This is a genomic window from Companilactobacillus alimentarius DSM 20249, assembly GCF_002849895.1.
Taxonomy (GTDB): Bacteria; Bacillota; Bacilli; order Lactobacillales; family Lactobacillaceae; genus Companilactobacillus; species Companilactobacillus alimentarius.
In genome coordinates this window covers 2,076,860-2,103,298 of the sequence record NZ_CP018867.1, presented here as the reverse complement: position 1 = coordinate 2,103,298, position 26,439 = coordinate 2,076,860, and the positions used below count along the sequence as shown (strand labels likewise).

Below are 26,439 nucleotides of genomic sequence, written 5' to 3'. Positions count from 1 at the left end.
ATAATATAGCCCACTTTCGAGCATTAAAACAAATGGACAAGGTAATCAAAGCATAATTACCTTGTCCATTTGTTTTAATATACAGAAATTTATACTGTACGACTTACTATTGCTTTTTATTTTTTTTCGTAGTAGCATAATTAATTGTTAGCCATCTAACGTTAATTAAACAGGGGGCAAATATGACAAGGACAAATATTAACACTTTACTTAAAATTGCTTCAAATCAAATTTCTCGTCGTTTCGACGCTTTCGCCAAAAAATACGATACAACTTGGGTTCAGATGTCGATCATTGATTTCTTAAGCCATCATCAAGATGAAGAACTTTATCAACGTGACATTGAAAATGAATTTTTTATTCAACGCTCCACAGCTACAATCGCGCTACAACGTATGGAGAAAAAGCAACTGATTTATCGCCAACCTGCCAAAAAAGATGCTCGGCAGAAATCAGTTTTTCTCACTGATAAGGCACGTTTATTAGAAAAAGAAATCAAGGCTTACATGATTCATCAACAAGAAATTCTCGAAAATAATTTCAGTTCAGACGAACTCAAAACCATTAAAAAATTTTTACAATTTCAAAAAGATTTTAAGGAGGTCGAATAATGGAAAAACAAGAAAAAATACCATTACGAGTTTTATTGGCGGTTATTGCCACAGGATTAATGTCCTTTTGCGGGGTAATCGTCGAAACATCAATGAACATTTCCTTCCCTACATTGATGAAAGAATTCAATGTTACAACTTCTACAGTCCAATGGATGACAACAATTTATTTACTAGTAGTCGCCATCATTGTGCCATTATCTTCGTTTTTTAAACATAATTTTAAGACAAAGACTCTCTTTATTTACGCCAATCTCTTCTTCATTTTTGGAGTCTTGATCGACGCTGTCGCACCAATATTTTCACTATTATTACTTGGTCGAGTCATTCAAGGATTAGGAACTGGAATTGCTTTGCCATTAATGTTTAATATCATTTTAGAAAGTGTTCCCGAAAGTAAAACTGGTCTGATGATGGGATTAGGAACTCTGATCACTGCTGTAGCTCCCGCTATTGGTCCTACCTTTGGTGGATTAGTCGTTAGTGCTTGGGGCTGGCGTTATATTTTCGTTATCCTATTACCAATTCTGATTATTTCATTTTTCCTTGGTATTAAAAATATTCAACAAAAAAGTCAAATTCGAAAATCCAAATTTGACGTTATCGGTTTATTAGCTTTAATTTTGACATTTACTGGTTTAATCTTTGGATTCAGTAATATGAGCCAAATGAGTCCTCTAGTTATAACAGCCTTTGTTCTAGGTATCATTGGTTTAGTAGGCTTCATTATCCGTTCACAAAAAATTTCTGAGCCGTTATTGAACCTCAATGTTTTGAAAAATAAAATTTTCAGCGGTCATCTACTAAGCTTCTTTCTTTTCCAAATCTTATCATTAGGCTTCGCTTTCATTTTGCCTAACTATATTCAACTAGTTAACAACGACAACGCTACAATTGCTGGCTTAGCGGTTCTTCCTGCCGGTGTTGTGGGCGCAATCCTGGCTCCTCTAGGCGGTAAAATTTTGGATGAAGTTGGAGCTCGAATTCCTATTCTCAGTGGGGTCGCTTTAGCTGACATTTCACTGCTTGCCTTTACCTTTTTAAGCCTAAATCTGACCAATACGATGATTATTTGGATCTATATTATCTATATGTTCGGAATGGGGATGTCATTTGGAAACATCATGACCGATGGACTCAAATACTTAACTGACCAAGATCAAGCTGACGGTAATGCCTTCTTCAATACTTTGCAGCAATTTGCTGGAGCAACTGGTACCTCCATTGTTTCTACCATTATTGCTCAAAGTCAAAATAACGCACAATTGTCCACAAAGGTTTCTACCGCTATTGGTTCTCAACATGCTTTTATCTTGCTAGTAGTTTTAGGATTGATCAATTTTATTATTCTCTTCTTTGCTGTTCCAAGAACCAATCATTCTAAATAGTACTCAAAGAAATTAGCAATTTTATCCATCAAACGAGGCTCCACCAAGTGTCCAGCTTTATATCCAGTAATGAAGGCAACTTGTTGAGCGTAGTCTTCTCCTTGGATTCGATCAAAGAAATCCTTTGATTGACGGTAAGGAATTCTTGGATCACTGGTTCCATGCCAAAATAAGACTGGTCGGTGAGCAATCTTTTCTGGTTGACTGTTAAGATCATAGTATTTAATCCAACTAGTTAATAATTCTAAATCCTTAGGGTAATACATTTTTCTCTTGGCTGCATCTTCACGAACTAAGCGGGCATAAGCGTTGAGATTAGGGGTTCCCATAATGACTGCGGCAGCGGTGATTTCCGGATGTCTTGTTAAAAGTGCCGAAGTCGTCATCCCACCCATGGAATAGCCACCGACACCGATTTTTTGGTCCTTAATTAGATCTCTTCTTTGGTAATATTCCCTCAATAATGAAAATTCGGAAATGTTTCCCTGAATACTATTCCAAAAGGTAAACGATGGGATAGACGAAACATCCGCATGCCTTTGTCCGTGATTGATCGCGTCTGGCAAAAGCACACGAATATTTTTTCGAGCGAGCTTTCTTGCTTGTGTCAAAACTTGTTCTTTAGCTGAACGCCAGCCGTGGTAAAAAATGACTAATGGTAAAGCTTGATCAGTTAATTCTTCCTTAACTACTTCTAGCGTAGGAACGTCTTGAATAATTCGTGAATATATTTTTAACATTTTTTGCACCTCATGAAAATCATATCTCAGACAATCTAAAATTGCAGACTTCTACTCCATTCAAAAATAGTACCTACAAAGAGCTTGAAACACACTCTTTGTAGGTACCATTTTTCTTTTAATAATTATTAATATTCTTATATATATGGTAAATTACGATTTTTAATTTTAAAAAGTAACTCTTCGACATCACGATTATGACGATGACCAGTATCAATATCATACTTAATCAAGTCGTGTCTAAACTTGCCTAGCTCATCTTCTAAACTATCATCATATTCAAGCAACTTAAGATGTTTAAATACTAGGTTTATTAATGATCCTTCGCAACCCAAATTGAAGGAACCGACAGACTCTTCCATCGAACGAATAAAATTATCTCGTTCTACATTGGAAACTCTTACTTCTTTCAAAGTCATACCACCCTTCTCTACAAAATATCCTCAACATGCAATAATCTCTCTTATCGTCACTTATTATGGAACATAAAAGTGCCGAGATGCTTTCAGTTTTATATAAAATGATTATACTTTTCTGAACCATTTATATACTATCAGCATTCTCTATATATTAAATTATGACATTTTTAGAAAAATCTGTCATGCCTATTTCCAAATACGACAAGATAGTGTATTTAATTTATGAATCTTTTTAATATTTTGTTTTTTTAATCAAATTATTTTTTCTGGATTGTAGAAAAACTTTTATATACGTTTTATAATTAATTTGGTTATATAAGCGAGATGTATTAACCTGACAATATTTCATTGTTATCCTTTTAGAGTAGTACTCCTTCTCAACTGCTTAGGAATCAGGGTTAGTGGTAGGCTCTGATTTAATTTCTCGCAAAATAAAGGCTAGTGGTAGGCCTTTATTTTTTTGCTCTCAATCCCTTGCTACAGTTGGTAAAGACCAATTCTGGTAAAAAAAGTTTACAAATATAGACAAAAAATATATTTTTATCGCAAAATACAAGAAAATGTAGGTTCATTTTTTAATTATTAATGTCCAATCCAGCTTGTTTTATACAATTTGGACATTCATTTACTAATACAAAAAAAATAATCTTCCAATTCTCAAGGAATCTAGAAGATTATTGTCACAATGACTTGGTAATTAATGGAGTCGTTTATTTCTTATTATATTCCGGATCATCTAGATCCTTTTCAATATCCATCCCATAGAGTCTGTTAACTTCTGAATCCTTAGGAGCGGGATGGACAACCACGATAGCAATAGCTCCCTTACTGCTGACATAGCCTACAAAAGTTGTTACTTCTTCAACATAATAGGCTAATCCGTCGGAATGAATGATATATTGTCCGGCAACAGGCATACTTTCAATGTAGACTTTGTTCATTCTAATATAGTCGTCACCTTCATGGAGCACGATTAATACTTTATACAATTTAAATACACCCTTTTCTTATTTCACTTCTTGCTTTAGCATAATAATATTAGTGTTAATTAGTCAACAAACTTCACCAATTAATTTTCAGAGGAAAAGAATAATGCAAAATAAGCGACAAATATCAGCCGACCGAATCGTCATTAAAGTCGGTACCAGTACCTTGATTCGCCAAAATAGTCAAATCAATTTACCCGTTATTAAAAAGCTGGCTTATGTTTTAAGCACTTTAAAGAAAAATGGCAAAGACGTTGTCCTAGTCTCATCTGGTGCTATTGGCGTCGGCATGGGCGTTCTTAATATTGACCAACGTCCCATCAAAATATCCAAACAACAAGCCGTTGCTGCTGTGGGACAAGCTGAATTGATGCAAATCTATAACGAAGCCTTCCACGAATACGGTATGTCAGTTGCCCAAATTCTGATCACACGTGATATAATCGATTATCCCGAAAGTCACACTAACGTTATGAATAGTTTTCAAGAATTACTTTCTATGGACAATACAATTCCTATCGTGAATGAAAATGATACTGTCACAGTTTCAGAATTAGATCATCACACTAAATTTGGCGATAACGATCAACTTTCCGCAATTGTTACCAATTTAGTCGACGCTGATTTATTGATTATGTTGTCAGATATTGATGGTTTCTATTCCGCCAATCCGCTAAAGGTTTCAGACGCAACATTAATTGACACTATCAAACAAATCGACCCAGAAATTATCGCAGCTGCAGGTGGCCACGGTACAAAATATGGAACCGGCGGAATGACTACGAAATTAAAAGCGGCCGAATTGATTTTAAAACACAATCAGCAAATGATTTTAACGAATGGTAAAGATCCGGAAATCATTTTTAATCTTTTAGCTGGCGACCCTATCGGGACACTTTTTTCAAAAAATATTTAATTGGAGGGCTCAAGATGAACGACTACCCGATTGCTAAAGCTATCATTACACTTATTGCTAGCTATAAGAATTCCGCTACTAAGAAATTGCGTTCATTAGGATTATACCCGGGTCAGGATATGATTCTGTTAGAATTATCAAAGAATAATAATATTTCACAAAATCAACTAGTGACAACTTTATGTGTTGATCACTCGACAATTGCTAAATCAGTTAATCGGATGAGCAAATCGGGTTTAATCGAAACGCATAAGTCAAAAGAAGATAAACGTATCACTTTGGTAAGTTTGACTCCAAAGGGTCGCCAATTAGCCTCTGAGATCCAAGCTATTTGCTTAGAAATGGAAAATAAGGCTACTGCAGGTCTAAGTACCGAAGAGAAACGCCTCTTCTTGGAAATGATGGCTCACATTATTAAAAATATTAATAATTAGAGCAAACTATGTTGACAACCACATAATTTGCGATACAATGATTAATACGTTGACAGCAACACAAATTCAACGACACTAAAAATTTAATTTTACTTAGACGGAAAAATAACAGATATAGCCAATCTGTTATTTTTTTGTCTTAATTTTGATCAATACTGCTATACTTAGAAAATAGAAAGCGTTTCAGGAGTGATAGAATGACTGATTTAAATAATATGGGTCAAAAAGCCCAAGATGCTGCCTTTGAATTAGGCCAATTAGGTTCCAAAGTAAAGAATGCTGCCCTTTTACAAATGGCTAATAGTTTAGTTTTAAATACCAAACAAATTATTGAAGCAAATAAAGAAGATTATGAAAATGCACAAAAAAACGGCATGAAAAAAGCTATGCTCGATCGACTATTATTGACGCCCGATCGTATCAATGACATGGCTGATAGTTTGCGTCAAGTTGTCGACTTGCCTGATCCCATTGGAAAAATTGATCGCGGTTGGGAAACAGTTTCCGGCTTAGATATTACACAAGAGCGAGTCCCTTTAGGTGTTATCGGGATGATCTATGAAGCACGCCCTAACGTTACAGTTGATGCAGCTGGGCTCTGTTTCAAAGCTGGCAATGCCGTAATCCTACGTGGTGGAAAGGAGGCTATCAACTCTAATATTGCCTTATCAGAGACCCTTCGTCAGGCCTTAAAAGAAGTTGGTATCAACTCTAACGCTGTTCAATTGATTGACGACGTCAGCCACGAAACTGCCCAAAAAATGATGGAATTGACTGACTACATTGACGTCTTGATTCCACGTGGCAGTGGCAAATTTATCAAGATGGTTGTCGATAAAAGTAAGGTGCCAATCATCGAAACTGGAGCGGGTAATTGCCACATCTTCGTTGACAAGGATGCTGATTTGGACAAGGCTTTAAAAATTATTATCAATGCAAAAGTCCAACGCCCTTCTGTCTGCAATGCCGCTGAAAAAGTAGTTTTGCACAAGGATATTGCTAATCAGTTTTTACCCGATCTATATGACGCTTTGCGTGCCAATAGCGTCGAGGTTCGTGGGGATATTCTCTGTCGTGCTATCGTGCCTGATATTGTCCCTGCCACAAAAGACGATTGGAATACTGAATATGACGACTACATCATTGCTATTAAGATAGTCGATTCACTGGATGACGCCATCAAGCACATCAACAAATACAATACTAAACACAGTGAAGCCATTATAACGGAGAACTATTCAGCCAGTCGCAAGTTTATGAAACAAATTGATGCTGCCGTAGTTTATACAAACGCCTCAACAAGATTTACCGATGGCCAACAATTCGGCTTCGGTGCTGAAATTGGAATCAGTACACAAAAATTACACGCTCGAGGCCCTATGGGTGCCAACGAATTGACCACAACGAAATATCTGGTGCAAGGCGATGGACAAATTAGAAAGTAAAATAAAAAAGATTTCCCAAATCACAGAAAAACACTATCAATTATTTTTAGAAGCCGATCCATCTAAGAAAATTATTGCAAGTTATCTAGATCGTGCTTACAAATACGAACTAGTCTGTGGAAAAGATTTGTTAGGTGTCATTTTGTTAATCGACACGCGACCAAAAACAGTGGAAATTGTTAATTTAGCCGTGGACGAAAGATTCCAAAACCAAGGCTACGGTGAACGATTAGTTAATTTTGGATTAACTTGGGCTAAAAAACACCAATATCATACAGTTGAAATTGGAACCGGCAGTACTAGTTTTGCACAGCTCTATTTGTATCAAAAATGCGGCTTTCGAGTTGTTAACATTGATACCAACTTCTTTGTTGATAACTATGACGAGCCTATTATTGAAAACAAATTAGTTTTAAAGGACATGATCCGATTAAGAAAAAATCTCGATTAATCAAAAAATACCAGTACAACAATCGTAAAAAGTTGTTGTTCTGGTATTTTTGTTTTACTTATAAAAGGTTTCATTAACTGCTTGTGTAATCGCAATTTGTACATGTGCGTACGATAATCCACCTTGAATATAAAGTGAATATGGTGGTCTAATTGGTCCATCTGACGACAATTCGATTGTTGAACCTTCGACAAAACTTCCCGAAGCCATAACCACATCATCTTCATAACCATCTTGATGACTAGGGATTGGATCAACGAATGAATTCATTGGCGAATAATGTTGAATAGCAGCACAGAATTTTACCATTGGATCAGGCTTACCAAAAGATACCGTCTGCACGATATCCGTTCTAGGGGCATCCCATTTTGGAGAAACATTCATTCCCATTTCCTCGCATAAGGCTGAGGTGAATATCATCCCTTTTAAAGCTTCACCTGTCGTATGTGCGGCCATGAAGAAGCCTTGATAGAAGTCACGCAAATAACCCCAAGTAGCTCCTTCGCCCTTACCAGCACCGGGAACAGTCAGTCGTGAACCAGCTCCATCAACTAAGTCTTCTCGGCCAACAACGTAAGCCCCACTTTTAACTAGACCAGCTCCAGCATTCTTATAGAGCGACCCTGCCATAAGATCAGCCCCATAAAAAGTTGGTTCCTCTTTTTCAGAGAACTCGCCATAGCAATTATCAATAAAAATATTAACATCTGGTCTAATTGATTTAACAAATTCAATCATTTTACTAATCTTTTCAACCGTAAAGCTATCACGAACCGCATAACCACGCGAGCGTTGAATTGCTACGACTTTGATAGAATCGTCTTGTAAATCCTTTTGAGCTTGATCATAGTTAACAGCACCATTATCTAACAATTCCGTTGTTTTAAAGTTAATACCATACTCCTTCATATTGCCTCGCTTGTTTCCAGCTAGTCCAATAACCTCTTGAATCGTATCGTAAGGAGTTCCCGTTAAATAATAAAGCGTATTGCCTGGACGCAACATACTAAATAAAGCTATAGAAATAGCATGCGTCCCTGATGCAAATTGTGGACGAACCAAGGCATCATCAGCCTTGAAGTAATCAGCATAAATCGCCTCAATTTTATCACGACCAATATCATCGTAGCCATACCCAGTTGATGGCACTAAATCCTCTTCGCCAACACGATGTTTTCTGAATAAATTCAATACTCGCTGTTGGTTATATAAAACTTGTTGATCAATCTCTTTTAGCCGCGGTTGAATCAACTTCTCAACTTTGTCCACTTTATTTTTTAAATCCTCTGGTAAATCGTCTGTCCATAATAATGACATAATAAACTCCTCAATAATTACTTTTTCAAAACTTCAGCTTGAACAAAAATGGTTCCATCGGCATTCTTATCCCAATATACACCTTGAATCTCTGGCACAAAACCAGGAAAGCGTTCAATCGCTCCTACTAGGTCCTCAAAATATTTCAAATCAACTTTCTGCCACTTTTCACCAGGAGCTACGATGAAGACGCCGGGAGGATATGGCAACGCGCCCTCTGCTGCAATTCGACCTTCAACATCCTTTAAATCGACCAATTCACTTTGGTTCTTCATAAACAATTGATCTGCCTGTGATGGCGCCATCGTATAATCTTGCATATCGGTTTTAGCAAATAATTCTCTTTGTAGAGTAAAAGTCTGATTCTTTTGATAATACTGGTGCATCTCTTGGCACAATTGCTTTAATGTATAGTTTCGATAACGCTTCGGATACTGTTTTACTAACTTAGGCAGCACTTCATTCAACGGTGCATCCGCCAAATACAACTTTTCAAATTCCAAAAACGCTTGCAATAAAATATCTAATTCTGCTTTCGTATCGCCGGGCGTTAATAAAAATAAGAGTGAATTCAAATCATCTTTAGCACGAATAATCCGTTTTTCCATTAAGAATTCTGCCACCACCGGACCAGGTATTCCATCTTTTTGATATTCAGCTTTTTTAATATCAATTCCCGGCGTTATAACGGTAATTTTTAAAGGATCAAGCATTGCTTGCCCGTCAGCTATCTTTTGAAATCCATGCCAATTATCATTCCTAGTTAAATTCCAACATTCACTGTGTGTCGCTAAATAATCAGTACTGAATTTGGCAAAGTTATCTGGAACTAAGGGACGGAATAATTGCGACTTTTGTAATAATTCCTTACGCCACTCTATACCCAAACGTAATATTTTATCCCACCAAAGCTTGTTTCCTTTACCAGCCGTCAAATAAGCATTAACCGTTAGCGATGCATATATTGGATAAGAATAACTTGAAGTCACAAATTTTAAGTAAGCATTATTAAAATGCTTATGATCAACGTAACGACTCTGACCTTTGATGTGAGCATCCTTTTTCAAAATCTGTGACGTTTGGGCCAAGCCTGCTTGTTGTTTGTGCAGCGATTGGGTCACTAGGATTCCTGGATCTTGTGGACCATAGTCCAATTCCAACGGTGAAAGGTGTTTCATAATAGGAACAAATTGCTCAAAGCCGCCCCAAGCACAATCAAATAAAATATAATCGCAGAGTTTTCCAATTTTTTCGATAATCCATTTAGCGTCATAAAAGACTCCATCATAAGTCTCTAACTGTAAAATAGCTAATCTAAACGGTCTTTTGGCATGAGCCTTTTGAGGATCAACCTTAGAAATCTCGCGTCTAATATTTTCCTCGTTTAAAGCCTCAGGATCCATTTCCCCAATCAACCCTAAGGGATTTCTATCCGTTGGAACATAAACTGGTTTGGCACCGCTCATTAATAAAGCACTGTTATATAAGGATTTGTGATTATTTCGATCGAACAAAACTAAATCATCTTTCGACAATAAAGCACTCGCACAGATTGAATTAGAGCTGGTCGTTCCATTCGTACAAAAGTAGACCTTATCAGCGTTATACGTCTGTGCTGCCTTCTGTTCAGCTGTTAGCGGCGTTCCACCATGGGTCATCGTATCGCCCAATTCATCAACCGTATCGCTCGTATCGGCAAACATTAAGTTTTTACCAAAGAAGCGATTGAAGACTACTCCTGCGGGATGTTTTTCGTAGTATTGACCGTTATGATGTCCTGGAGTTGTAAAACTAATTGGCTTATCCTCAGCAAATTGAATCAAATCATTTAAAAAACCTGGAACCATTTTATTTTGGTACGCTTTAATTGCATTTATTACTTTATCGGTCACATCATCAACCGAATTAGTCTGAATAATAGGGATACCCAGACCTGATGTTTCTTGTAGATTTCTAGCAAGTTTTAGATCAGCTAAATCATGGTCGTTTAAAACAATAACGCCCAATTCTGATGGATTAGATTGCTTAGAAAATGGCACAACTGGCCATTCAATCGCGTGACTCAGCTTAACATTTTCACCGATGGCAATTTTTAGAAAGTCCATAGTATCCCCCTATTATTTCAGAAAATCACAAAAAGGTATTGCAAATAATGTATAAATATCTATAATTTTCTGAGTATGTTTTTTTCATTTTACGAAAAATTATTACGGCATTGATTATATCTACATATTGAGGTTATAAACAAGTGAAAATCAATAGTTCTTTACTTACACTAAAGCCCCCTAACGTAAAAAAGCCTAGTATAACAAGACTTCTAAACAATTCGGGGGAAAATAAAATTGGAATCATTAGAACCAAATAAGAAACACTTTTTAAGTTGGCCGGTCATCGCCTTGATCGACTTCGTAACCATTATTAGTTTTGAAAACATCTTTTATCCTTTTCAAAATCAAGGACTCTCCGTGGTCATATCATGGATTTTCCTACTCTTCTCTTACGTTATTCCTTATGCTTTAATTTCTAGTCAAATGAGTCTTACCTTCAATAACCAAGCCGGAGGACTTGCGTCATGGGTACGGCACAGTAGCAATGATACCTTAGGTTATTGGACATCATGGATGTATTGGGTACAAAGCGTCCCTTATATCGTTGACGTTTCCAACTCAGTTATCGTTTCGTTCAGCTGGATGTTTTTAGGCAACAACACATTAGACAAGAGAATGTCGACGTTTTGGTTTGGTATTTTAACTTTTATTATTATTTTAGTTTTCATCTTATTAGAAAATGTTATCAAGAATTCACTAGAATTACTGTCACTCATCGGTGGTGGCGCAATGTTCATTATGTCGTTTCTGTTCGTTATGCTGGCCGCTTACGCCGTTATGCACGGACATCATATCGCTACGCAGCCGTTCAACTGGGGTGCTTTTAAACCTAGTTTCAGTCTGAAATATTTCTCAACGACGGGACTATTGATTTTTGCCATGTCTGGTGCTGAATTGGCTGCTCCATACGTTGTACAGATGCGTGATCCAAAACATGAATTTCCTAAAGCTATGTGGCTATTAGCTATCATGACTGGTTTCTTAACAATCTTTGGAACATTAGCCTTAGCAATGTTCTTCAACGCCCACAACATTCCTCATGACTTCAAGATGAATGGTCCTTACTACGCCTTCCAACTTCTAGGAAATAGTTTGGGCGTCGGTAAATTATTGATGTACATCTTCGCCGTCGTTCAAGCAATCTTTATGATGGCACAACTGGCTGTTCTATTGGATGCTTCTAGTCGAGTCTTTGCCGGAGATGTGGCGGATAAATTTATGCCTAAATGGTTAACTAAGAAAAATAAAAATGGTCGTCCTATTCACAGTTACACTATGACAACCGGTTTAAGTTTATTCTTACTGTTACTGACAGGAACATTGCCAAATATCAATACTATTTATAATTGGCTATTAAACATTAATGGAATTATTTCGCCATATAAAACTTGTTGGGTCTTCTTTGCCTTCGTCGCTATGAGATTGCACCAAGATAAATTCCATTCAGATTATACTTTCATCAAGAATAAAACTGGTGCCTTAATTGTTGGTGGCTGGTGTTTAGCCTTTACCTTTATCTGTGCTACCTTAGGATTCATCCCTCAGGAAGCTAAATTTGGTACTGGTGCTTTCAACCATCAGCTACTTTTGAACTTTATCACGGTAATCGTTCTATTCGGGCTTGGTTTTGTAATGCCATGGCTTCGTAAACGCGAACAAAAACGTGAAGAATTAATCTAAAATTTTTATTAAAAAACAGGGGAGCCGAGTAATCAATTATGATTACCAGCTTCCCTGTTTTGATACTTGCAAATATTTCAATCAATTGGCATTCTTTTGCGACAAAGCAACGGAATGTTTGATAAATTTATAAATATGTAAATCCTTAGTGATCAGAATCACATCTCCTACAATGACTGCGACAACAATCACCGACAAGAAGATAATCTGACCCAACGAATGTTGATCCAATTGGACTCCTTGAAATCTCAAGTCTGTCAATATCGAGTAAACGATATATCCGATAATTATGAACTCTAATATTTCAAACAGACCCTGAAAGTGGGCACCAAATCGCTGATCGAGTTTCTTATCTAAAGTACTCAATTTTTCATCAGAAAAGAAAGATAATTCTATTATCGTGTTTCTCATGTTCAAAATTATTTCCAAAAGTAGTAAAAGTAGCCAAAACAAGAAAACTAACATGAAGCCTATAAAATAGTCACTAGATAACATCGTTTTTCCTTTCGTCAATCTAGTCTAATTCTATCTACATCGTGTTTATTTCTCAAGTCAGATTTTTATTAATACCCCATTGAATAATTAACGACATTCTCGACGACTTCGCCATTTTCAACATATGACTTCAAATTACGTTTGAAAATATCAAAAGCACGTTCCTCATAGTGTACGCTCATGCCTGCATCATGTGGAGTAATGATTACATTGGACATATCCCAAAGTGGACTGCTAGTTGGTAGTGGCTCAGGTGTTGTAACATCCAATCCAGCTCCAGCAATTTCATCATTATCTAAAGCAGTAACTAAATCATCCATATTAGTTGTTTTACCACGACCAATATTGATGTAATAAGCCTTCTTAGACATAGAATTAAAGAGATCTTGATTAAACATGCCAATCGTCTCTTCAGTATCAGGCAAAGAATTAACCACAAAATGCACTTCGTTAATTCTTTGCGAAAGTTCTGACATTGGAATCATTTCATCAATGTATTCAACAGGCTTATCGCTGTGACGAACTCCGATAGTTTTCATACCCAAAGCTTTAGCATATTTGGCAATCAGACTTCCAATATGGCCAACTCCAACAATCATGACGGTCTTGTTATAAACCTCATCATAACCTTCGTCATGTTTCCAAAGTTTTTCATCTTGATGACGAGCAGTCAAATTCATTCGACGTTCAAACATCAACATATAAGTCAAGGTCTGTTCGGCAATATTAATCGCATTAGCACCTGAACCATTAGTTAAAATAACCCCTTTATCATTCAATTCGGGTAATGGCAAAGCATCAACTCCTGCACGAACTACTTGGATCCAATTCAACGTATCACTTTTTAGAACTGCATCCTTTAATGTATTGGACCAATCATAAAGTACCTCAACACCATCTAAATCTTTTGGTGTAACTTGCTTTGGAGAAATAATTTTTAGATCAACATTACTGATTGATTCAACTTTCTCTTTTTGCTTTTTGGTTAAATTAACTAAACTAAGAACTTTCATCTTTCTACCTCATTTTTAAATTTAGGTTATATTATTACTATATAGCAAATACTTCTCAATTTTTACTGGATTGCCAAAAAATATTCGGAATGTATGATACAATATTAAACGTTGCTCATTATTTGATTTATTTTACTATTTATGTTAGTGAAAATTGCCCTTTATTGATGGGGCAATTTTTTAATGTGAAATTTGGAAAATATTCACTCATTAAAGACAAATTAGAACGAATCTTGAATAGCTGACCCATTTTTGAGTGATTTTTAATATTCGTGTTTTGCTGATAGTAACTTAGACATAGTGAGAAAATTTAATTACATTTAGGGGTAGTATTTATTATGCACTATACGTTGTTAGTACGTTGCGTTGCTGAATTTATCGGAACAGCCATCATGGTTGCCCTTGGTAATGGTTCTGTTGCCAACGTTGAATTAAAAGGAACAAAAGGTTTCCACGGTGGGTGGATCTTAATTGGATTTGGTTATGGTATCGGTGTTATGGTACCAGCCATGATGTTTGGTCCCATTTCAGGTGGTCAAATCAATCCAGCGATGACTTTGGCTTTAGCTTTTAATGGTGAATTCCCATGGGCTGAAGTTGGTCCATATATCATTGCTCAATTTTTAGGAGCTATCTTTGGTCAATTGATGATCGTAGCGGCCTACAAACCTTATTACAACAAGACAGAAAACGTTGAAAGTATTTTAGGAACATTCTCAACAATCGATGCTGAGAACAGTCGTATCAATGGTTTTATCAATGAATTTATTGGAACATTTATTCTGGTTTTTGGTGCCGTTGCTTTGACATCAGATCACATCGATCCTCGTGCTGACTTTATCGGATTAGGATTCTTGGTTATGTGTTTGGTTGTATCCTTTGGTGGACCAACTGGACCAGCCTTGAACCCTGCTCGTGACTTGGGTCCACGTCTATTGCATGCAATATTGCCTTTAGATCCAAAAGGTTCATCCCAATGGAAATACAGTTGGGTGCCAGTTCTAGCTCCAATTCTTGGTGCAATTTGTGCCGTTAAATTATACGGAGCTTTCTTCTAAAATTATTTTTGTTTAAAGTAAAAAGTAAAACGTCAGGTAATCAATATGATTACCTGACGTTTTTATTTTGATATCTTACACTTTATTTACTATATGATATTCCTCGTTTGAATCTCTTCCAAAAACTGGAATCATCTGTCTGTAACATCAATCCTTGATAAATTTTCCCAATATACATCGCCAATAAAACAATACTTACTAGAAGAATCAATAAAGAAATCGTTACTTCTAATCCACTAGCATTGTTATTGATCAAACGTAAAGGCATGAAATATGATGAGAAAAATGGTACATAGGATAAGATTTTGGCAAAAATAGAATCAACATTGTTTTGGAATGGGAATGTGATGAAAAACGCTACTAAATTCAGCATAATGACTGGCTGCGCTGCCTTAGAAGCATCCTCGACTTTAGCAACTAATGCACCGCAAAACGCTGCTAGAATCGTATAAATAACCACTCCCAACAATAGATAAACTAAATTGACACTTAACAAATTATGTAAAACTGAAGTAATCAACGATTGATAATCATTAATAAACGACTTCGTTAGTGAAGAATGTTCCGCAAAGACGTACGCACCCCAGCCACCTACTAAGTAGACCAAGATTTGCGTCAAAATGACTAACAAAACTCCAAATATTTTACCCAGGAAATACTTAACTGCCGTTGTACTAGAAAAGATAATTTCCATGATTTTAGTACCTTTTTCCGAGGCAATTTCTTGTGATGTAATACTTGTATAAGTAATCAAAATCATATAGACCATGATGACTGTAATCCAAAATGAAATAATCTTAGCTAAATTAGCTGTTCCCGTCTTCTTTTGAATTTTTTCTGTTAATTTTGGTTGTTGTTGAAGTGACTGCGACTGCGTCTTAGACAGTTTAGCATTAGCAAAATTCAACTGTTGTTGTGACGTTAACAAAAAACTATTAATTTTTGACTTCAAAGAAGAGTCTAAAGAATTCGTCCCATAATACTTGGCTGTTACTTTTTTAGCATCAGTTTTTAAAACTAAATAACCAGCTAAATTTCCTTTATTCATTTTCTTAATAGCTGTTTTCTTATCAGAAATATTGGCTTTAACGTCATCTTTATTAGCCTTAACAAAACTATCTTTCAGTTGCTTATTCGAACTAATAACTGCAATACTATCACTATTATCTGCACCAGAAGCCCCCACATAGCCGGCTCCTATTGTAAGAGCAAACATCAAGAATGGTCCTAAGACCAGCATTACAAAACTCCACGATTTGACTTGTCTCAAAAAGGTTTCGAAAGTTACGATCCACAATTTATTCATCTTTTTCCCCCGCCTTTCTTCTAAAGATCTCATTTAAAGTCGGTGGCTGTTGACTGAACTCTTCAATATATTTTCCATGAGTCAATTCATCGAAAAGAATCTTTCCAGAATCCTCTTCGTCCAAATATAAAATAAAACGCCGATTCTCCAATGGTTTGGCAGCCACAACGTGTGGCAATTGTGCTAATTCTTCAATTTTCTTATCGGTCGTAACATAAACTCTAGTTTTACCAAAAGCTTGTCTGACTTCTTCCACTGTTCCATTCAAAACGACTTTTCCATTGCGAAGCATTACTAATTTATCACATATTTCTTCTACGTTTTCCATATCATGACTAGAGAAAATAATAGCTGCTCCATTTTCTTTTGCCGTAATAATAGCTTGCTTAAGCAAATCGGAATTAACTGGATCTAATCCACTGAACGGTTCATCTAATATAATCAATTTAGGATTATGAATCAGAGTACAGATTAATTGAACCTTTTGTTGGTTACCTTTAGATAAATCCTTAATTTTATCTTTTTTATCCCCTTTAACGGCAAACTTCTTCAGCCAATCATCAATTTGTGGACGAATCTCTTTAGCTGACTTATCTTTTAAACGAGCCAAGTAAATAATTTGTTGCTCAATCGTCAATTTAGGCATCAAGCTCCGCTCTTCTGGCAGGTATCCAATTTCATCAAAGGATTTCTCATTAATTGTTTCATCATTCCAAGTAATCGTTCCCTGATAATGTAAAAAGTTTAAAATACTGTGAAATGTTGTTGATTTACCGGCACCATTTTGACCAATCAATCCCAATATTTGACCATCTTCAACATTAAACGATACTTGGTCTAATGCTTGTAGCTTATCGAATTTTTTGCTGATATTATCTATTTTTAGCATCGATTCCCTCCCTATTAATTTGAATTATACAGGAATAACCTTGTTCTTTTACTAAGTCGACTACTTTTTTATGAAATAACTTGTGTTAGAGTATTACTTAATATTAGTTTAGGGGAGATTTATCTATGACTGATAAGCAAAAGGGGTTTTTCTATGCCATTATGGGTCCAGTTCTTTGGGGATTCTCGGGGAGTATCGCGCAATATTTATTTACAGAAGAAAGCATTCCTACCCACTGGATCGTAGGGATTCGTTTAATCTTTGCAGGATTAATGTTAGTTATTTGGTGCTATTTTTCAGATTCCAAAGAACTCTTCGCCATCCTAAAAAAGCCGCGATATATCATTCAATTATTAGCGTTTGGATTACTAGGAATGTTGCCCGCACAATACACTTACTTTATGGCTATCAAATACGGCAATGCTCCTACTGCCACTGTTTTACAATTTCTAGGACCGCTGTTCATTATCATTTACCTTTCACTACGCAAATTAGAATTGCCTAGAAGAATTGACTTAATCTCTATTGTTTTAGCTCTTTTAGGAACTTTTCTTCTAGTGACACACGGACATTTAGGACAATTAATGTTATCACCAGCAGCAATCTTTTGGGGTGTCGGCTCGGGATTGAGTCAGGCTTCATACACATTGCTGCCTCGTGGCTTATTAAAAAGATTTGACGCACGAATCGTCACCGGCTGGTCAATGCTTTTAGGTGGGATTGTCTTTGCTCCCTTTGCGGATCTGACAAATGTTCCTGCTATGACTTCGACAGCATGGATTTCAATTATTTTCATTGTTACAGGTGGAACAATGTTTTCTTATCTATTTTATCTGCAAAGTCTCAATTACTTATCCCCATCTACAACCGGAATGTTGAGTGCTTTTGAGCCTTTGACTGCAACAATTTTAGCTGTAACCATCTTGAATACTAAAATCAGTGGTGCTGAATTAATTGGTGCATTGTTGATTTTAGGAATCACATTTTTACAGGCTTTGCCACCTAATTTATTTCATTTAAAATTTCGATATAAAAATAAGGATTAAAAATAATAGGCATGAATTTTCTCAACACAGTACGGTGATAAAACCAAGTACAACAAGAGATATTCATGTCTATATTTTTACTTATTATTAGTCTTTTTATTTACAAATTTATTCAAGTCAGTCATGCGACTATTTCCACTTTTCCTTAATTGTGGATTATTAGGATAATATTCACCTTTCTTTTTAACCCAAAATAAAATATATGGATCTCTAATTATATAAAAGTTCCTAGTTGTTAACCCATAGTTTTGTTTGTACATTTTTGCCTGATATTTATTCTTCTCGGAATATTTTTTGATTTTTGTGACAATAGAAAATTTGAGGAATCGGAAAACTAGAATAAGATACAAACACCCTTGTTTGCGGATTAGTATATCCGTAATCTTTTCTTAAGTAATTACCCTCAATATCCGTATAAATTTCCTTTGTTTTAGCAATACCTCCCCCAAATTCAGTTTTAATTCTTTTACCTTTGAGCGACGTATCCCCAAGTACAACTTTATTCACTAGTAGTGTAGCTTTAATTCTCGGACTAAATTGTTTATCTTTCATTTCTGCCAGATTAATTACTGTTCCTTGAATAACAATAGCGTCATCCGAAAAAACCTTTCCCGGTGTCAATTTATTTAACCTTTTTCTCAGTTGCTTGACCTGTATCACTTTTTGACGTTACAAATATTTTATTGGAGCATCCACTTAAGAATACTAAACAAGTTAACAAAATTAAATTAATTGAAAATATTTTATTTCTCATTAATCTCATCATTTGTCTCCTTGCTTATAAAATTCATTTTCTATTTATCAAAAATAATAATACCTTTATATTCCATGTTAAATACATCACAATGTATAATATCTATTCAAAAGAAGTTGAATTTTAATAATTGAATTTTATCACTACATCAGAATTCTTTATTATTTGTATCCGTTAGCTCGATTCTGATTATAGATAATTTCGTTAATTGCGTCTTCATTTTGTTGGAGTACTTTTTCAATATCTCCTCCACGATAAATTTTCTCCATTGCATTTTCTTCTAACTTTCGAATGCCTTGCATTCCCTCCAGTAGAATACCTGAATTACCATAATTAGGAATAGTATTCTGTAATTGTTGACTAGGAATTTTTCCCTCTGAATGTTTAGCGTAAAATTGTTTTAAAATTTTAGTATCTTTAGAATTCTTATTTAAAGCCATATAGCCTGTTGATTTTTGCCATTGAGCTTGTACCTCTGGTTTAACAGTATACTTAATAAACTCATAAGCACCTTGTTGAATTTCTTGTGGCTTATCGTTTGAAATCCAAAGCGCAGCGCCACCAATGGAAACTCCGTTGGCTGCTTTTCCATCAGCATGTGGGAAGTAAGTAACTCCAAGTTTGTTCTTATTCTTCTTGTTCAACTGACTCATACTTGCAGATGATTGAATATACATTCCAACTTTATTAGTCAAGAATCCAGAGGTCTGGTTAGTACTTGCCATTGTACCGGATCCATAATCCATAAAATCACCATTTTTGATGTTTTTACGAATCCACTTAAAGAATGCGATTGCCTCAGGGCTATTAATACTTACCTTAGTAGGATTACCCGTATGCCCATCATTTTGATTAGTGAACATTCCACCATTATTGGCAATTGCTTCTTCTAATAGCCAACCATAAATTTGCACTGTCATTCCTTTAACTTGATGATGAGATTTTTCATAGAGTTCTTCAGAAATTTTAGTAATCTCACTATAGGAAGGCGACGTTGATGGTGGTGTAATACCATACTTCTCCAATAGTGTCGCATTGTAATAAAGAACTGGTTGAGACGTATTGAATGGCATTGCTTGCTGCTCGCCACCCTGAGCATGAAAAGCCCTAGCTACTGGAGATATTTTATTCAAATCAAAATGATCTCGATTCACGAACTTTTGAACTGGGGTTGTATAGCCACTTTTTAAAACTTGAGCTGTTGATATGTTTGAAGATTGGAATACTGCTGGAGAAGTGCTGGTTCCATGTGTCTGAAAGATTTTTTGAATGGCTGTATCATATGATCCTTGATATTTGGGTACAACCTGATATTTATCTTGTGAACTATTAAAATCATTGACCATTTTTATCAGCGTCTTTTCAGCAGGACCACCCATTTCATGCCAAAAAACAATTTGGATTCGGTTATCCTTTGAAATTGATTGTGCAATAATTGTTTTTCCAAATATCCCTACCAAAATGATGCTGATAATAACGGTTAAAGCTACTATTAACTTTTTATACTTAGACATGAAATACCATCCCTTATGCTGAGTATCTAGTGATAACCATTAGCTCGATTAGTCGTTGTTAAATTATCATCAATCTTCTGATCTGCATCTTTTAAAGCACGAGTAATATCTCCGCCGTTATAAATACTTTCCATGGCAAATTGCTCAATTTGACGAGTCTTTTGCATTCCTTCCATCAAGATACCAGAATTGAAATTATTGGGAATGGCTTCCTGTAATTGCTTACTTGATACTTTAGATTCAGGATTCTTCTTATAAAGTTCTTTAAGAGTCTTGGTCTCTTGAGAATCTTTATTCAAAGCAAGGTAACCAGTATCCTTTTGCCATTGTGCTTGAATTTCTGGTTTAAGGGTATATTTAATAAATTCAAAAGCACCTCTTTGAACATCTTTAGACTTATCGTTAGAGATCCAAAGCGCAGCCCCACCGATGGCAACTCCGTTAGCTTTCCTACCATCAGGATGTGGGAAGTATGTAATTCCTAATTTATTCTTATTCTTTTTATTCAATTGACTTATGCTTGCCGATGACTGAATGAACATTCCAATTTTTCCATTCAAGAAACCGGTTGTTTGATTAGTTCCTGCCATTGCACCAGAGCCATAATTCATAAAGTCGCCACTTTTTTGATTTTCACGAACCCACTCAAAGAACTCTTTTGAGGCTGGATTATTAATAGTCGCTTTAGTTGGAATCCCTGTGTGTCCATCGTTATTGTTAGTTAAACCTACGCCAGAATTAGCCATAGCCTGCTCTAATAACCAACCATAGATTTGTACTGTCATTCCTTTAACTTGATGATGAGATTTTTCATAGATCTCTTTAGCAACTCGGGTAATATCACTATATGAAGGCGATGTTGGTGGTGGGTTGATGCCATACTTCTCTAATAAACTAGCATTATAATATAGAACCGGCTGTGAAGTATTAAATGGCATTGCTTGTTGTTGATTATTGTTTGAATAAAATGAGCGTGCAACTGGTGAAATCTTACTGATGTCAAAGTTATCTTCGTCAATAAAATGCTGTACTGGTACAGTGAATTTACTGTGCATCATTTGAGCTGCTGAAATATCAAATGCCTGAAATACTGCAGGTGAAGTACTTGTCCCATGCGTTTGTAAAATCTTTTGAATTGCTGCATCGTATGATCCTTGATACTTAGGGACCACTCGATATTTAGTTTGTGATTTATTAAATCCATCAACAATTTTCATCAATGATTTTTCTGCTGGTCCACCCATTTCGTGCCAAAAGACAACCTCAGTACGATTATCTTTTACAGCAGCAGATTTAGTTGAAACTGTCCTGCCAAAGAAAATAATGAAAAGAATTCCTAATACTAAAATTAAAGGCAGGAAAAGCTTTTTATATTTTGACATTATTTAACCGCCCCTTCATTTAACCCTGATTTGAAATAGTGTTGACCAATAAATAAAACAATGATAGTTGGAATAACGATGATGGCGGCACTGGCTTGAATCATCCCCCAATTATTAAAAGTTTCTTCTGATTGCAGCTGTTTCAAACCATTCTGAATTACACGGGAATTATTACTGAAAGTAACTAGAATTGGCCAAAGATATGAATTCCAAGCGCCAAGAAAACTATACGCACCTAAAGTGATTAAACTAATTCGATTGTATGGCAAAACCACTTTCCAAAAAATCTGCAAGTGGTTCAAGCCTTCAATATCAGCAGCTTCTTTTAATTCTTTCGGAGTTTGTAGAAACGCTTGACGTAACATGAAAGTTCCAAAAGCCGAGGTCAAAGATGGTACGATCATTGCCGAATAATGATCCAGCAATCCCAGTGCCTTTACGGTTTGAAAATTCGGTATAATGGCTGCTTCAGATGGTAACATCATCGTAATCATAAAAAGTGCAAAGAAAAACTTCTTATATTTAAAATCTAGAAAGACAAAGGCATAGGCACTCATCGAGCAGAATAGTAAGTGGGCAAACATGGTAATTGTCGCTACTACAATGGTGTTGCCTAGATAGCGTAAAATTGGTGTTTTAGTAAACGCATCAAAGTAATTTGTCAGTGAAATATTAGTATTAAAATAGTTTCCTTTAAGAATATCAGCTGTTGGCAAAAAGCTAGTCCAAATTCCAATGAAAAATGGTGTCAAAATGACTACTGCTAATAAGATTAAAAGAAAATAACTAAAAAGATTTTTAAGCACCTTTTGCTCATCAATTTCAGCCATTAATAATTTACCTTCTTTTCTAAAAATTTAAATTGTAAGTAAGTAAAGAAAGCAATAATAATCGTTAAAATGATTGCCTCCGCACTTGATTTAGCATAGTTGCCACCAAAGAATGCATCATTATAAATACGGTAAACTAGCATATTAGTAGCGTTAGTAGGGCCACCTTTAGTTATCAAATCAATTAAACCAAAACTCTTAAATGAACTAATAATCGTAATCGTAGAGATAAAAAATAATGTTGGAGAAATCATTGGTAAGGTAATATGGAAAAATTGATAATGCTTCGAAACTCCTTCAACATCGGCAGCCTCATAAAGTGTTGTTGGTACTGATTCAATAGCACCAAGGAAAACTAAGAAGACAAATCCTAAATGCATCCAAACGGTTGTAATAATAATGGCCCACATTGCATTAGTCGGATCAGCTAACCAATTGATAGTAGGAAGATTCAATAATTTAGTTAAAAGAGTGAAAAATCCTGCGGACGGATTAAATATAAATAACCAGAAAATAGCGGCGACAGAAACTGAGACTCCCATTGTCACTGAATAGAGAGTTCTAAAAATAGCAATACCTGGTAATTTTTGACTAGCTAAACGAGCTAATAAAAGTCCAAGTGCAATAGTGAAGAAAGTAACCCCGACCACATAAACCAAAGTGACCCACATACTGGAAACAAAATCAGGTGAACTAATTAGTTTAACGTAATTCTCTAATCCCACAAAAAGAGTCGTATTACCAAAGGTATTAGTTAAAAAGAGACTGATATAAAGAGTTCTAATCATGGGGTAGAATACGAACAGTCCTAAAAGAAATAAAGAAGGACCTACAAAAATTGAATCATAATATTTATCGTTAGTAGTTAATTTGAATTTAGTCTTCGTCTTCTCTTTAATCTTTTTTGCAGGGATAATATCAGGCGCAGAAGTCTTAAGCATTGATCAAATCCCCCTTATTTTCAGTAATATTAATACCATTCTGATTGAATAATAAAACATTATTAGATGAAGTTATTTTAACCATTTCAAAGATATCGAATTTAGCAATTCCTGGTACAATTGCTGAAACATTCCCGCCATTATTAAACGTCGCGTGAATGATTTTCTCATCACCTAAAAATTCAATATTTTGTACCGTAGCATTAGCAGATAACTCGTCAGCTTTTTCCACAATTAACTCGTTTGGTCTAATTCCTACCTTCATTTCTTTCTCAGTAACAATTTGTTCAACTTCAACTTGAAAATTATTATTAACTTTAATTGAATGATCACCCACTTTTGTCGCAAAGAGAATATTGATTGGTGGAACTCCAAAGAAACCGGCCACAAATTCGTTAGCGGGAGCCTTATAAATTTCAGCTGGTGTACCAATTTGTTGAACCATAGAATCATGTAAAACCATGATATGATCAGCCATAGTCATAGCCTCTACTTGATCATGGGTAACATAAATCAGAATAATTCCTAATTTTCTTTGCAATGCATAGATTTCTTGACGCATTTTAATTCTCAATTGAGCGTCCAAATTAGATAGTGGTTCGTCCATTAAACAAATTTTGGCATCACTAGCAACTGCTCGAGCTAAAGCTACACGTTGTCTTTGTCCACCAGATAATTCACGTGGCTTTCTTTCTTTTAGATCTTCCAAATTAACCATTTTCAAGGCATTATTGACCCGTTCTTCAATTTCACTTTGTTCATGCTTTCGAGCCCTTAATCCAAAGGCAACATTGTCCCAAACACTCAAGAACGGAAATAAAGCATAGCTTTGGAAAACCATCGTTAAATTACGATCTTTTGGTGGTAAATTATTAACTATCTGTCCGTCGATACTGATTTCACCATTACTAATTTGTGTTAAACCTGCAATCATTCTTAGTAAGGTACTCTTACCGCAACCAGATGGTCCCACAATAACGAAGAATTCTCCCGTTTCAATTTTAGCGGTAACATTTTTTAATACCGTCTTCCCCTGATCATCATATTGCTTACAAACATTTGTTAATAGTGTAGTCATTTCTAACCCCTCCATATAATTCATTAGTTACAGTATGGGAGATTTATGTATATATATAATCTATTTAATGTAAAAAATGTGTAAAAAAAAGAGACCTTTTCAGTCTCTTTTTCATTATTTCTTTACATTACTATCGTAAAGTTATTAAGTTTTGTATTATAACTTGTCATATTCTTCATCAGTAACTTTTTCAAGCCATTCAGAAGTTCCTTTAGTGATGGCAACATGGCTGAACCAGCTGTCCTTAGTTGCACCATGCCAATGTTTAACGCCTTCTTTGATAACGACTACGTCACCTTGTTTCAACAATTGAGCAGGTTTGCCCCATTCTTGATACCAGCCTTCGCCACCAGTTACCAAAAGAATTTGGAAACCATCGTGATGAATGTGCCAATCATTACGACAACCAGGTTCAAAAGTTACATTACCAACACCAAAATCAATATTATCCTCAGGACTTACCAAACTATTTAAATAACTTTGACCAATAAAATATTGTGCATAAGCGTCATTTTTATCTCCAACGGGGAAAACGCCGTTTGTTTTTAAATCTTCATTTTTTGCCATATTAATTAATCTTCCTTCCAGATTTCTTTTGCACGATTGAAAGCACTCCAAGCCTTAGGCCAGCCTGCATAAAATGATAGATGAGTAATTTCAGCGACAATTTCATCTTTAGTGATACCATTTTTCTTACCAATCTTTAAATGGGCATCCAATTGTTCAAGATTTCCAGCAGATATAATACTTGCAATTGTAATCAATGAACGATCATGAGCAGAAAGTTCGTTTTCCTTGCTCCAAACTTCTCCAAACAATACGTCATCATTTAGTGCTGCGAATTGTGGAGCAAAATCTCCCAACATATCACGACCAGCAGTTTGTTTCTTTGCCATAATCAATTCCTCCTCGATTCAAGTTGATAACTACATTAAACAACTTGAAGTTAACTTTAAGTCAAGAGAAAAGAATAAAAAAATGAGCTTAATAACTCAAAAATTAAGTTATTAGGCTCACTTTTTTAATCCTCAGAAGCTGACCGTTCATGCTTTTATCAAACGAACTCCTCATGAACAACTTCTTCCGGTTAAGTCAATTTTTCAACCAACTATTTTAGTTGCCCGAAAATGGTCTTAATCCTCAGAAGCTGACCGTTCATGTTCCGTTCTCTCTAAATATTCATGGTTTAAACTTTGGAGGTACTCGGAAAAACTCTCGCTGTCTTCAATATGACCGCCTTCTTTTCCTTTGTACCAGTCCAACTTATCATTCAAGATTGTCCAACCTTCTTGCAATCTTTGATATTCCAATTCAAAATTCTTTCGTACTTCTTCTAACAATTCGATTCGTTGATTGATGGTTGAATCGCCTTGTGCACGCAGTTTAACATATCGCTTTAATTGTTCAATCGTCATCCCTGTGCTCTTTAAATGTAAAAGGAAATTGACCCATGTTACGTCTTGTTGTGTATAGTAACGAATACCGTTTTCCGTTCGATGTGGGTTAATTAATCCTTCTTTTTCATAATATCTCAAAGTTGGACTATTCAAGCCTACTATTTCAGCAAAGTCTCCGATACGATACCTAGTTTCTGCAATTGGTTTTGTTGCCATAATTCCACCTCTACTTAAAGTCGGC

General features: G+C 35.6%; 27 protein-coding genes. 9 read left to right on the top strand and 18 right to left on the bottom strand.

Translation table 11 applies throughout. The features are described from left to right. The first annotated feature begins 182 nt into the window (after positions 1–182). Positions 183–611, top strand: coding sequence for a MarR family winged helix-turn-helix transcriptional regulator (locus tag LA20249_RS10020; protein WP_057737645.1), 429 nt, complete (start codon positions 183–185; stop codon positions 609–611). Next, a complete protein-coding gene (locus tag LA20249_RS10015; protein WP_057737647.1) occupies positions 608–1,999 on the top strand; it encodes a DHA2 family efflux MFS transporter permease subunit in 1,392 nt (463 codons plus the stop codon). The genes LA20249_RS10020 and LA20249_RS10015 overlap by 4 nt, the downstream gene beginning before the upstream one ends. On the opposite strand, the gene LA20249_RS10010 is transcribed toward LA20249_RS10015, so the two are convergent. The 3 genes from LA20249_RS10010 to LA20249_RS10000 form a co-directional block, all read right to left on the bottom strand. Next, on the bottom strand, positions 1,987–2,739 hold the full coding sequence (locus tag LA20249_RS10010) for an alpha/beta fold hydrolase (protein WP_057737649.1): 753 nt from the start codon (positions 2,737–2,739) through the stop codon (positions 1,987–1,989). The two genes, LA20249_RS10015 and LA20249_RS10010, sit on opposite strands and share 13 nt — an antisense overlap. Before the next feature lie 137 nt (positions 2,740–2,876). Further along, positions 2,877–3,152, bottom strand: a complete 276-nt coding sequence (locus LA20249_RS10005) for a hypothetical protein (RefSeq protein ID WP_146983815.1) — start codon at positions 3,150–3,152, stop codon at positions 2,877–2,879. Between the two features lie 716 nt (positions 3,153–3,868). Continuing rightward, entirely contained in the window at positions 3,869–4,147 is a 279-nt protein-coding gene (locus LA20249_RS10000; protein ID WP_057737654.1) for a hypothetical protein, read from the bottom strand. Positions 4,148–4,250: 103 nt separating this feature from the next. Here LA20249_RS10000 and proB point away from each other — a divergent pair, with 103 nt between their 5' ends. The 4 genes from proB (at position 4,251) to LA20249_RS09980 (ending at position 7,390) form a co-directional block, all read left to right on the top strand. Beyond that, entirely contained in the window at positions 4,251–5,060 is an 810-nt protein-coding gene (gene proB / locus LA20249_RS09995) for a glutamate 5-kinase (protein ID WP_057737655.1), read from the top strand. A 14-nt stretch (positions 5,061–5,074) separates the two neighbouring features. Beyond that, on the top strand, positions 5,075–5,494 hold the full coding sequence (locus LA20249_RS09990) for a MarR family winged helix-turn-helix transcriptional regulator (protein WP_057737657.1): 420 nt from the start codon (positions 5,075–5,077) through the stop codon (positions 5,492–5,494). 197 nt (positions 5,495–5,691) lie between these two features. Continuing rightward, positions 5,692–6,939 carry a glutamate-5-semialdehyde dehydrogenase gene (locus LA20249_RS09985; protein ID WP_057737659.1) on the top strand — a complete coding sequence of 416 codons (1,248 nt, stop codon included), beginning with the start codon at positions 5,692–5,694 and terminating at the stop codon, positions 6,937–6,939. Then, positions 6,920–7,390 (top strand): GNAT family N-acetyltransferase, encoded by a 471-nt coding sequence (locus tag LA20249_RS09980; RefSeq protein WP_057737661.1) that lies wholly within the window; start codon positions 6,920–6,922, stop codon positions 7,388–7,390. Before LA20249_RS09985 ends, LA20249_RS09980 begins: the two co-directional genes overlap by 20 nt. Before the next feature lie 54 nt (positions 7,391–7,444). Here LA20249_RS09980 and LA20249_RS09975 read toward each other — a convergent pair whose 3' ends face one another. Then, a complete protein-coding gene (locus LA20249_RS09975) occupies positions 7,445–8,707 on the bottom strand; it encodes a methionine gamma-lyase family protein (RefSeq protein ID WP_057737663.1) in 1,263 nt (420 codons plus the stop codon). A gap of 17 nt (positions 8,708–8,724) precedes the next feature. Further along, complete coding sequence (locus LA20249_RS09970; protein ID WP_057737665.1) at positions 8,725–10,812, bottom strand: putative ornithine decarboxylase; 2,088 nt, start codon at positions 10,810–10,812, stop codon at positions 8,725–8,727. Between the two features lie 237 nt (positions 10,813–11,049). Between LA20249_RS09970 and LA20249_RS09965 the strand changes: the two genes are divergently transcribed. Then, entirely contained in the window at positions 11,050–12,495 is a 1,446-nt protein-coding gene (locus tag LA20249_RS09965; RefSeq protein WP_235806733.1) for an APC family permease, read from the top strand. Between the two features lie 81 nt (positions 12,496–12,576). On the opposite strand, the gene LA20249_RS09960 is transcribed toward LA20249_RS09965, so the two are convergent. Together LA20249_RS09960 and LA20249_RS09955 are read right to left on the bottom strand one after the other, a co-directional pair. Beyond that, positions 12,577–13,008 carry a hypothetical protein gene (locus tag LA20249_RS09960; RefSeq protein ID WP_146983814.1) on the bottom strand — a complete coding sequence of 144 codons (432 nt, stop codon included), beginning with the start codon at positions 13,006–13,008 and terminating at the stop codon, positions 12,577–12,579. A 50-nt stretch (positions 13,009–13,058) separates the two neighbouring features. Beyond that, positions 13,059–14,003, bottom strand: a complete 945-nt coding sequence (locus LA20249_RS09955) for a D-2-hydroxyacid dehydrogenase (protein ID WP_057737671.1) — start codon at positions 14,001–14,003, stop codon at positions 13,059–13,061. 338 nt (positions 14,004–14,341) lie between these two features. Between LA20249_RS09955 and LA20249_RS09950 the strand changes: the two genes are divergently transcribed. After that, positions 14,342–15,061 carry an MIP/aquaporin family protein gene (locus LA20249_RS09950; RefSeq protein ID WP_057737673.1) on the top strand — a complete coding sequence of 240 codons (720 nt, stop codon included), beginning with the start codon at positions 14,342–14,344 and terminating at the stop codon, positions 15,059–15,061. Between the two features lie 82 nt (positions 15,062–15,143). Here the strand turns inward: LA20249_RS09950 and LA20249_RS09945 are convergent, their stop codons facing one another. Further along, positions 15,144–16,367, bottom strand: coding sequence for an ABC transporter permease (locus LA20249_RS09945; protein WP_057737675.1), 1,224 nt, complete (start codon positions 16,365–16,367; stop codon positions 15,144–15,146). Next, on the bottom strand, positions 16,360–17,256 hold the full coding sequence (locus tag LA20249_RS09940) for an ABC transporter ATP-binding protein (RefSeq protein WP_057737678.1): 897 nt from the start codon (positions 17,254–17,256) through the stop codon (positions 16,360–16,362). The genes LA20249_RS09945 and LA20249_RS09940 overlap by 8 nt, the downstream gene beginning before the upstream one ends. Before the next feature lie 125 nt (positions 17,257–17,381). Here LA20249_RS09940 and LA20249_RS09935 point away from each other — a divergent pair, with 125 nt between their 5' ends. Beyond that, on the top strand, positions 17,382–18,302 hold the full coding sequence (locus LA20249_RS09935; protein WP_057737679.1) for a DMT family transporter: 921 nt from the start codon (positions 17,382–17,384) through the stop codon (positions 18,300–18,302). A 273-nt stretch (positions 18,303–18,575) separates the two neighbouring features. Here LA20249_RS09935 and LA20249_RS09925 read toward each other — a convergent pair whose 3' ends face one another. From LA20249_RS09925 to LA20249_RS09885, 9 genes are all read right to left on the bottom strand, one after another. Beyond that, on the bottom strand, positions 18,576–18,923 hold the full coding sequence (locus tag LA20249_RS09925; protein WP_057737681.1) for a hypothetical protein: 348 nt from the start codon (positions 18,921–18,923) through the stop codon (positions 18,576–18,578). 294 nt (positions 18,924–19,217) lie between these two features. Continuing rightward, entirely contained in the window at positions 19,218–20,570 is a 1,353-nt protein-coding gene (locus tag LA20249_RS09920; RefSeq protein WP_057737683.1) for an ABC transporter substrate-binding protein, read from the bottom strand. Between the two features lie 26 nt (positions 20,571–20,596). Continuing rightward, entirely contained in the window at positions 20,597–21,952 is a 1,356-nt protein-coding gene (locus LA20249_RS09915) for an ABC transporter substrate-binding protein (protein ID WP_057737685.1), read from the bottom strand. After that, positions 21,952–22,782, bottom strand: coding sequence for a carbohydrate ABC transporter permease (locus LA20249_RS09910; RefSeq protein ID WP_057737687.1), 831 nt, complete (start codon positions 22,780–22,782; stop codon positions 21,952–21,954). Before LA20249_RS09910 ends, LA20249_RS09915 begins: the two co-directional genes overlap by 1 nt. Next, positions 22,782–23,723: a carbohydrate ABC transporter permease gene (locus tag LA20249_RS09905; protein ID WP_057737689.1), complete on the bottom strand. Its 942-nt coding sequence runs from the start codon at positions 23,721–23,723 to the stop codon at positions 22,782–22,784. The genes LA20249_RS09910 and LA20249_RS09905 overlap by 1 nt, the downstream gene beginning before the upstream one ends. Further along, on the bottom strand, positions 23,716–24,801 hold the full coding sequence (locus LA20249_RS09900; RefSeq protein WP_057737691.1) for an ABC transporter ATP-binding protein: 1,086 nt from the start codon (positions 24,799–24,801) through the stop codon (positions 23,716–23,718). The genes LA20249_RS09905 and LA20249_RS09900 overlap by 8 nt, the downstream gene beginning before the upstream one ends. Before the next feature lie 156 nt (positions 24,802–24,957). Beyond that, complete coding sequence (locus LA20249_RS09895; RefSeq protein WP_057737693.1) at positions 24,958–25,368, bottom strand: cupin domain-containing protein; 411 nt, start codon at positions 25,366–25,368, stop codon at positions 24,958–24,960. Positions 25,369–25,373: 5 nt separating this feature from the next. Next, on the bottom strand, positions 25,374–25,697 hold the full coding sequence (locus LA20249_RS09890; protein ID WP_057737695.1) for a carboxymuconolactone decarboxylase family protein: 324 nt from the start codon (positions 25,695–25,697) through the stop codon (positions 25,374–25,376). 237 nt (positions 25,698–25,934) lie between these two features. Beyond that, positions 25,935–26,414 carry a MerR family transcriptional regulator gene (locus LA20249_RS09885; RefSeq protein ID WP_057737798.1) on the bottom strand — a complete coding sequence of 160 codons (480 nt, stop codon included), beginning with the start codon at positions 26,412–26,414 and terminating at the stop codon, positions 25,935–25,937. Between the last annotated feature and the right edge of the window lie 25 nt (positions 26,415–26,439).

Coding starts and splice junctions, on each gene's coding strand:
- LA20249_RS09990 (WP_057737657.1), top strand. CDS start 5,075: ATGAACGACTACCCGATTGCTAAAGCTATCATTACACTTATTGCTAGC.
- LA20249_RS09920 (WP_057737683.1), bottom strand. CDS start 20,570: ATGTCTAAGTATAAAAAGTTAATAGTAGCTTTAACCGTTATTATCAGC.
- LA20249_RS09975 (WP_057737663.1), bottom strand. CDS start 8,707: ATGTCATTATTATGGACAGACGATTTACCAGAGGATTTAAAAAATAAA.
- LA20249_RS09980 (WP_057737661.1), top strand. CDS start 6,920: ATGGACAAATTAGAAAGTAAAATAAAAAAGATTTCCCAAATCACAGAA.
- LA20249_RS09985 (WP_057737659.1), top strand. CDS start 5,692: ATGACTGATTTAAATAATATGGGTCAAAAAGCCCAAGATGCTGCCTTT.
- LA20249_RS09910 (WP_057737687.1), bottom strand. CDS start 22,782: ATGGCTGAAATTGATGAGCAAAAGGTGCTTAAAAATCTTTTTAGTTAT.
- LA20249_RS09970 (WP_057737665.1), bottom strand. CDS start 10,812: ATGGACTTTCTAAAAATTGCCATCGGTGAAAATGTTAAGCTGAGTCAC.
- LA20249_RS09895 (WP_057737693.1), bottom strand. CDS start 25,368: ATGGCAAAAAATGAAGATTTAAAAACAAACGGCGTTTTCCCCGTTGGA.
- LA20249_RS09955 (WP_057737671.1), bottom strand. CDS start 14,003: ATGAAAGTTCTTAGTTTAGTTAATTTAACCAAAAAGCAAAAAGAGAAA.
- LA20249_RS09950 (WP_057737673.1), top strand. CDS start 14,342: ATGCACTATACGTTGTTAGTACGTTGCGTTGCTGAATTTATCGGAACA.
- LA20249_RS09890 (WP_057737695.1), bottom strand. CDS start 25,697: ATGGCAAAGAAACAAACTGCTGGTCGTGATATGTTGGGAGATTTTGCT.
- LA20249_RS09915 (WP_057737685.1), bottom strand. CDS start 21,952: ATGTCAAAATATAAAAAGCTTTTCCTGCCTTTAATTTTAGTATTAGGA.
- LA20249_RS09905 (WP_057737689.1), bottom strand. CDS start 23,723: ATGCTTAAGACTTCTGCGCCTGATATTATCCCTGCAAAAAAGATTAAA.
- LA20249_RS10010 (WP_057737649.1), bottom strand. CDS start 2,739: ATGTTAAAAATATATTCACGAATTATTCAAGACGTTCCTACGCTAGAA.
- LA20249_RS10020 (WP_057737645.1), top strand. CDS start 183: ATGACAAGGACAAATATTAACACTTTACTTAAAATTGCTTCAAATCAA.
- proB (WP_057737655.1), top strand. CDS start 4,251: ATGCAAAATAAGCGACAAATATCAGCCGACCGAATCGTCATTAAAGTC.
- LA20249_RS09935 (WP_057737679.1), top strand. CDS start 17,382: ATGACTGATAAGCAAAAGGGGTTTTTCTATGCCATTATGGGTCCAGTT.
- LA20249_RS09885 (WP_057737798.1), bottom strand. CDS start 26,414: ATGGCAACAAAACCAATTGCAGAAACTAGGTATCGTATCGGAGACTTT.
- LA20249_RS09900 (WP_057737691.1), bottom strand. CDS start 24,801: ATGACTACACTATTAACAAATGTTTGTAAGCAATATGATGATCAGGGG.
- LA20249_RS09945 (WP_057737675.1), bottom strand. CDS start 16,367: ATGAATAAATTGTGGATCGTAACTTTCGAAACCTTTTTGAGACAAGTC.
- LA20249_RS09940 (WP_057737678.1), bottom strand. CDS start 17,256: ATGCTAAAAATAGATAATATCAGCAAAAAATTCGATAAGCTACAAGCA.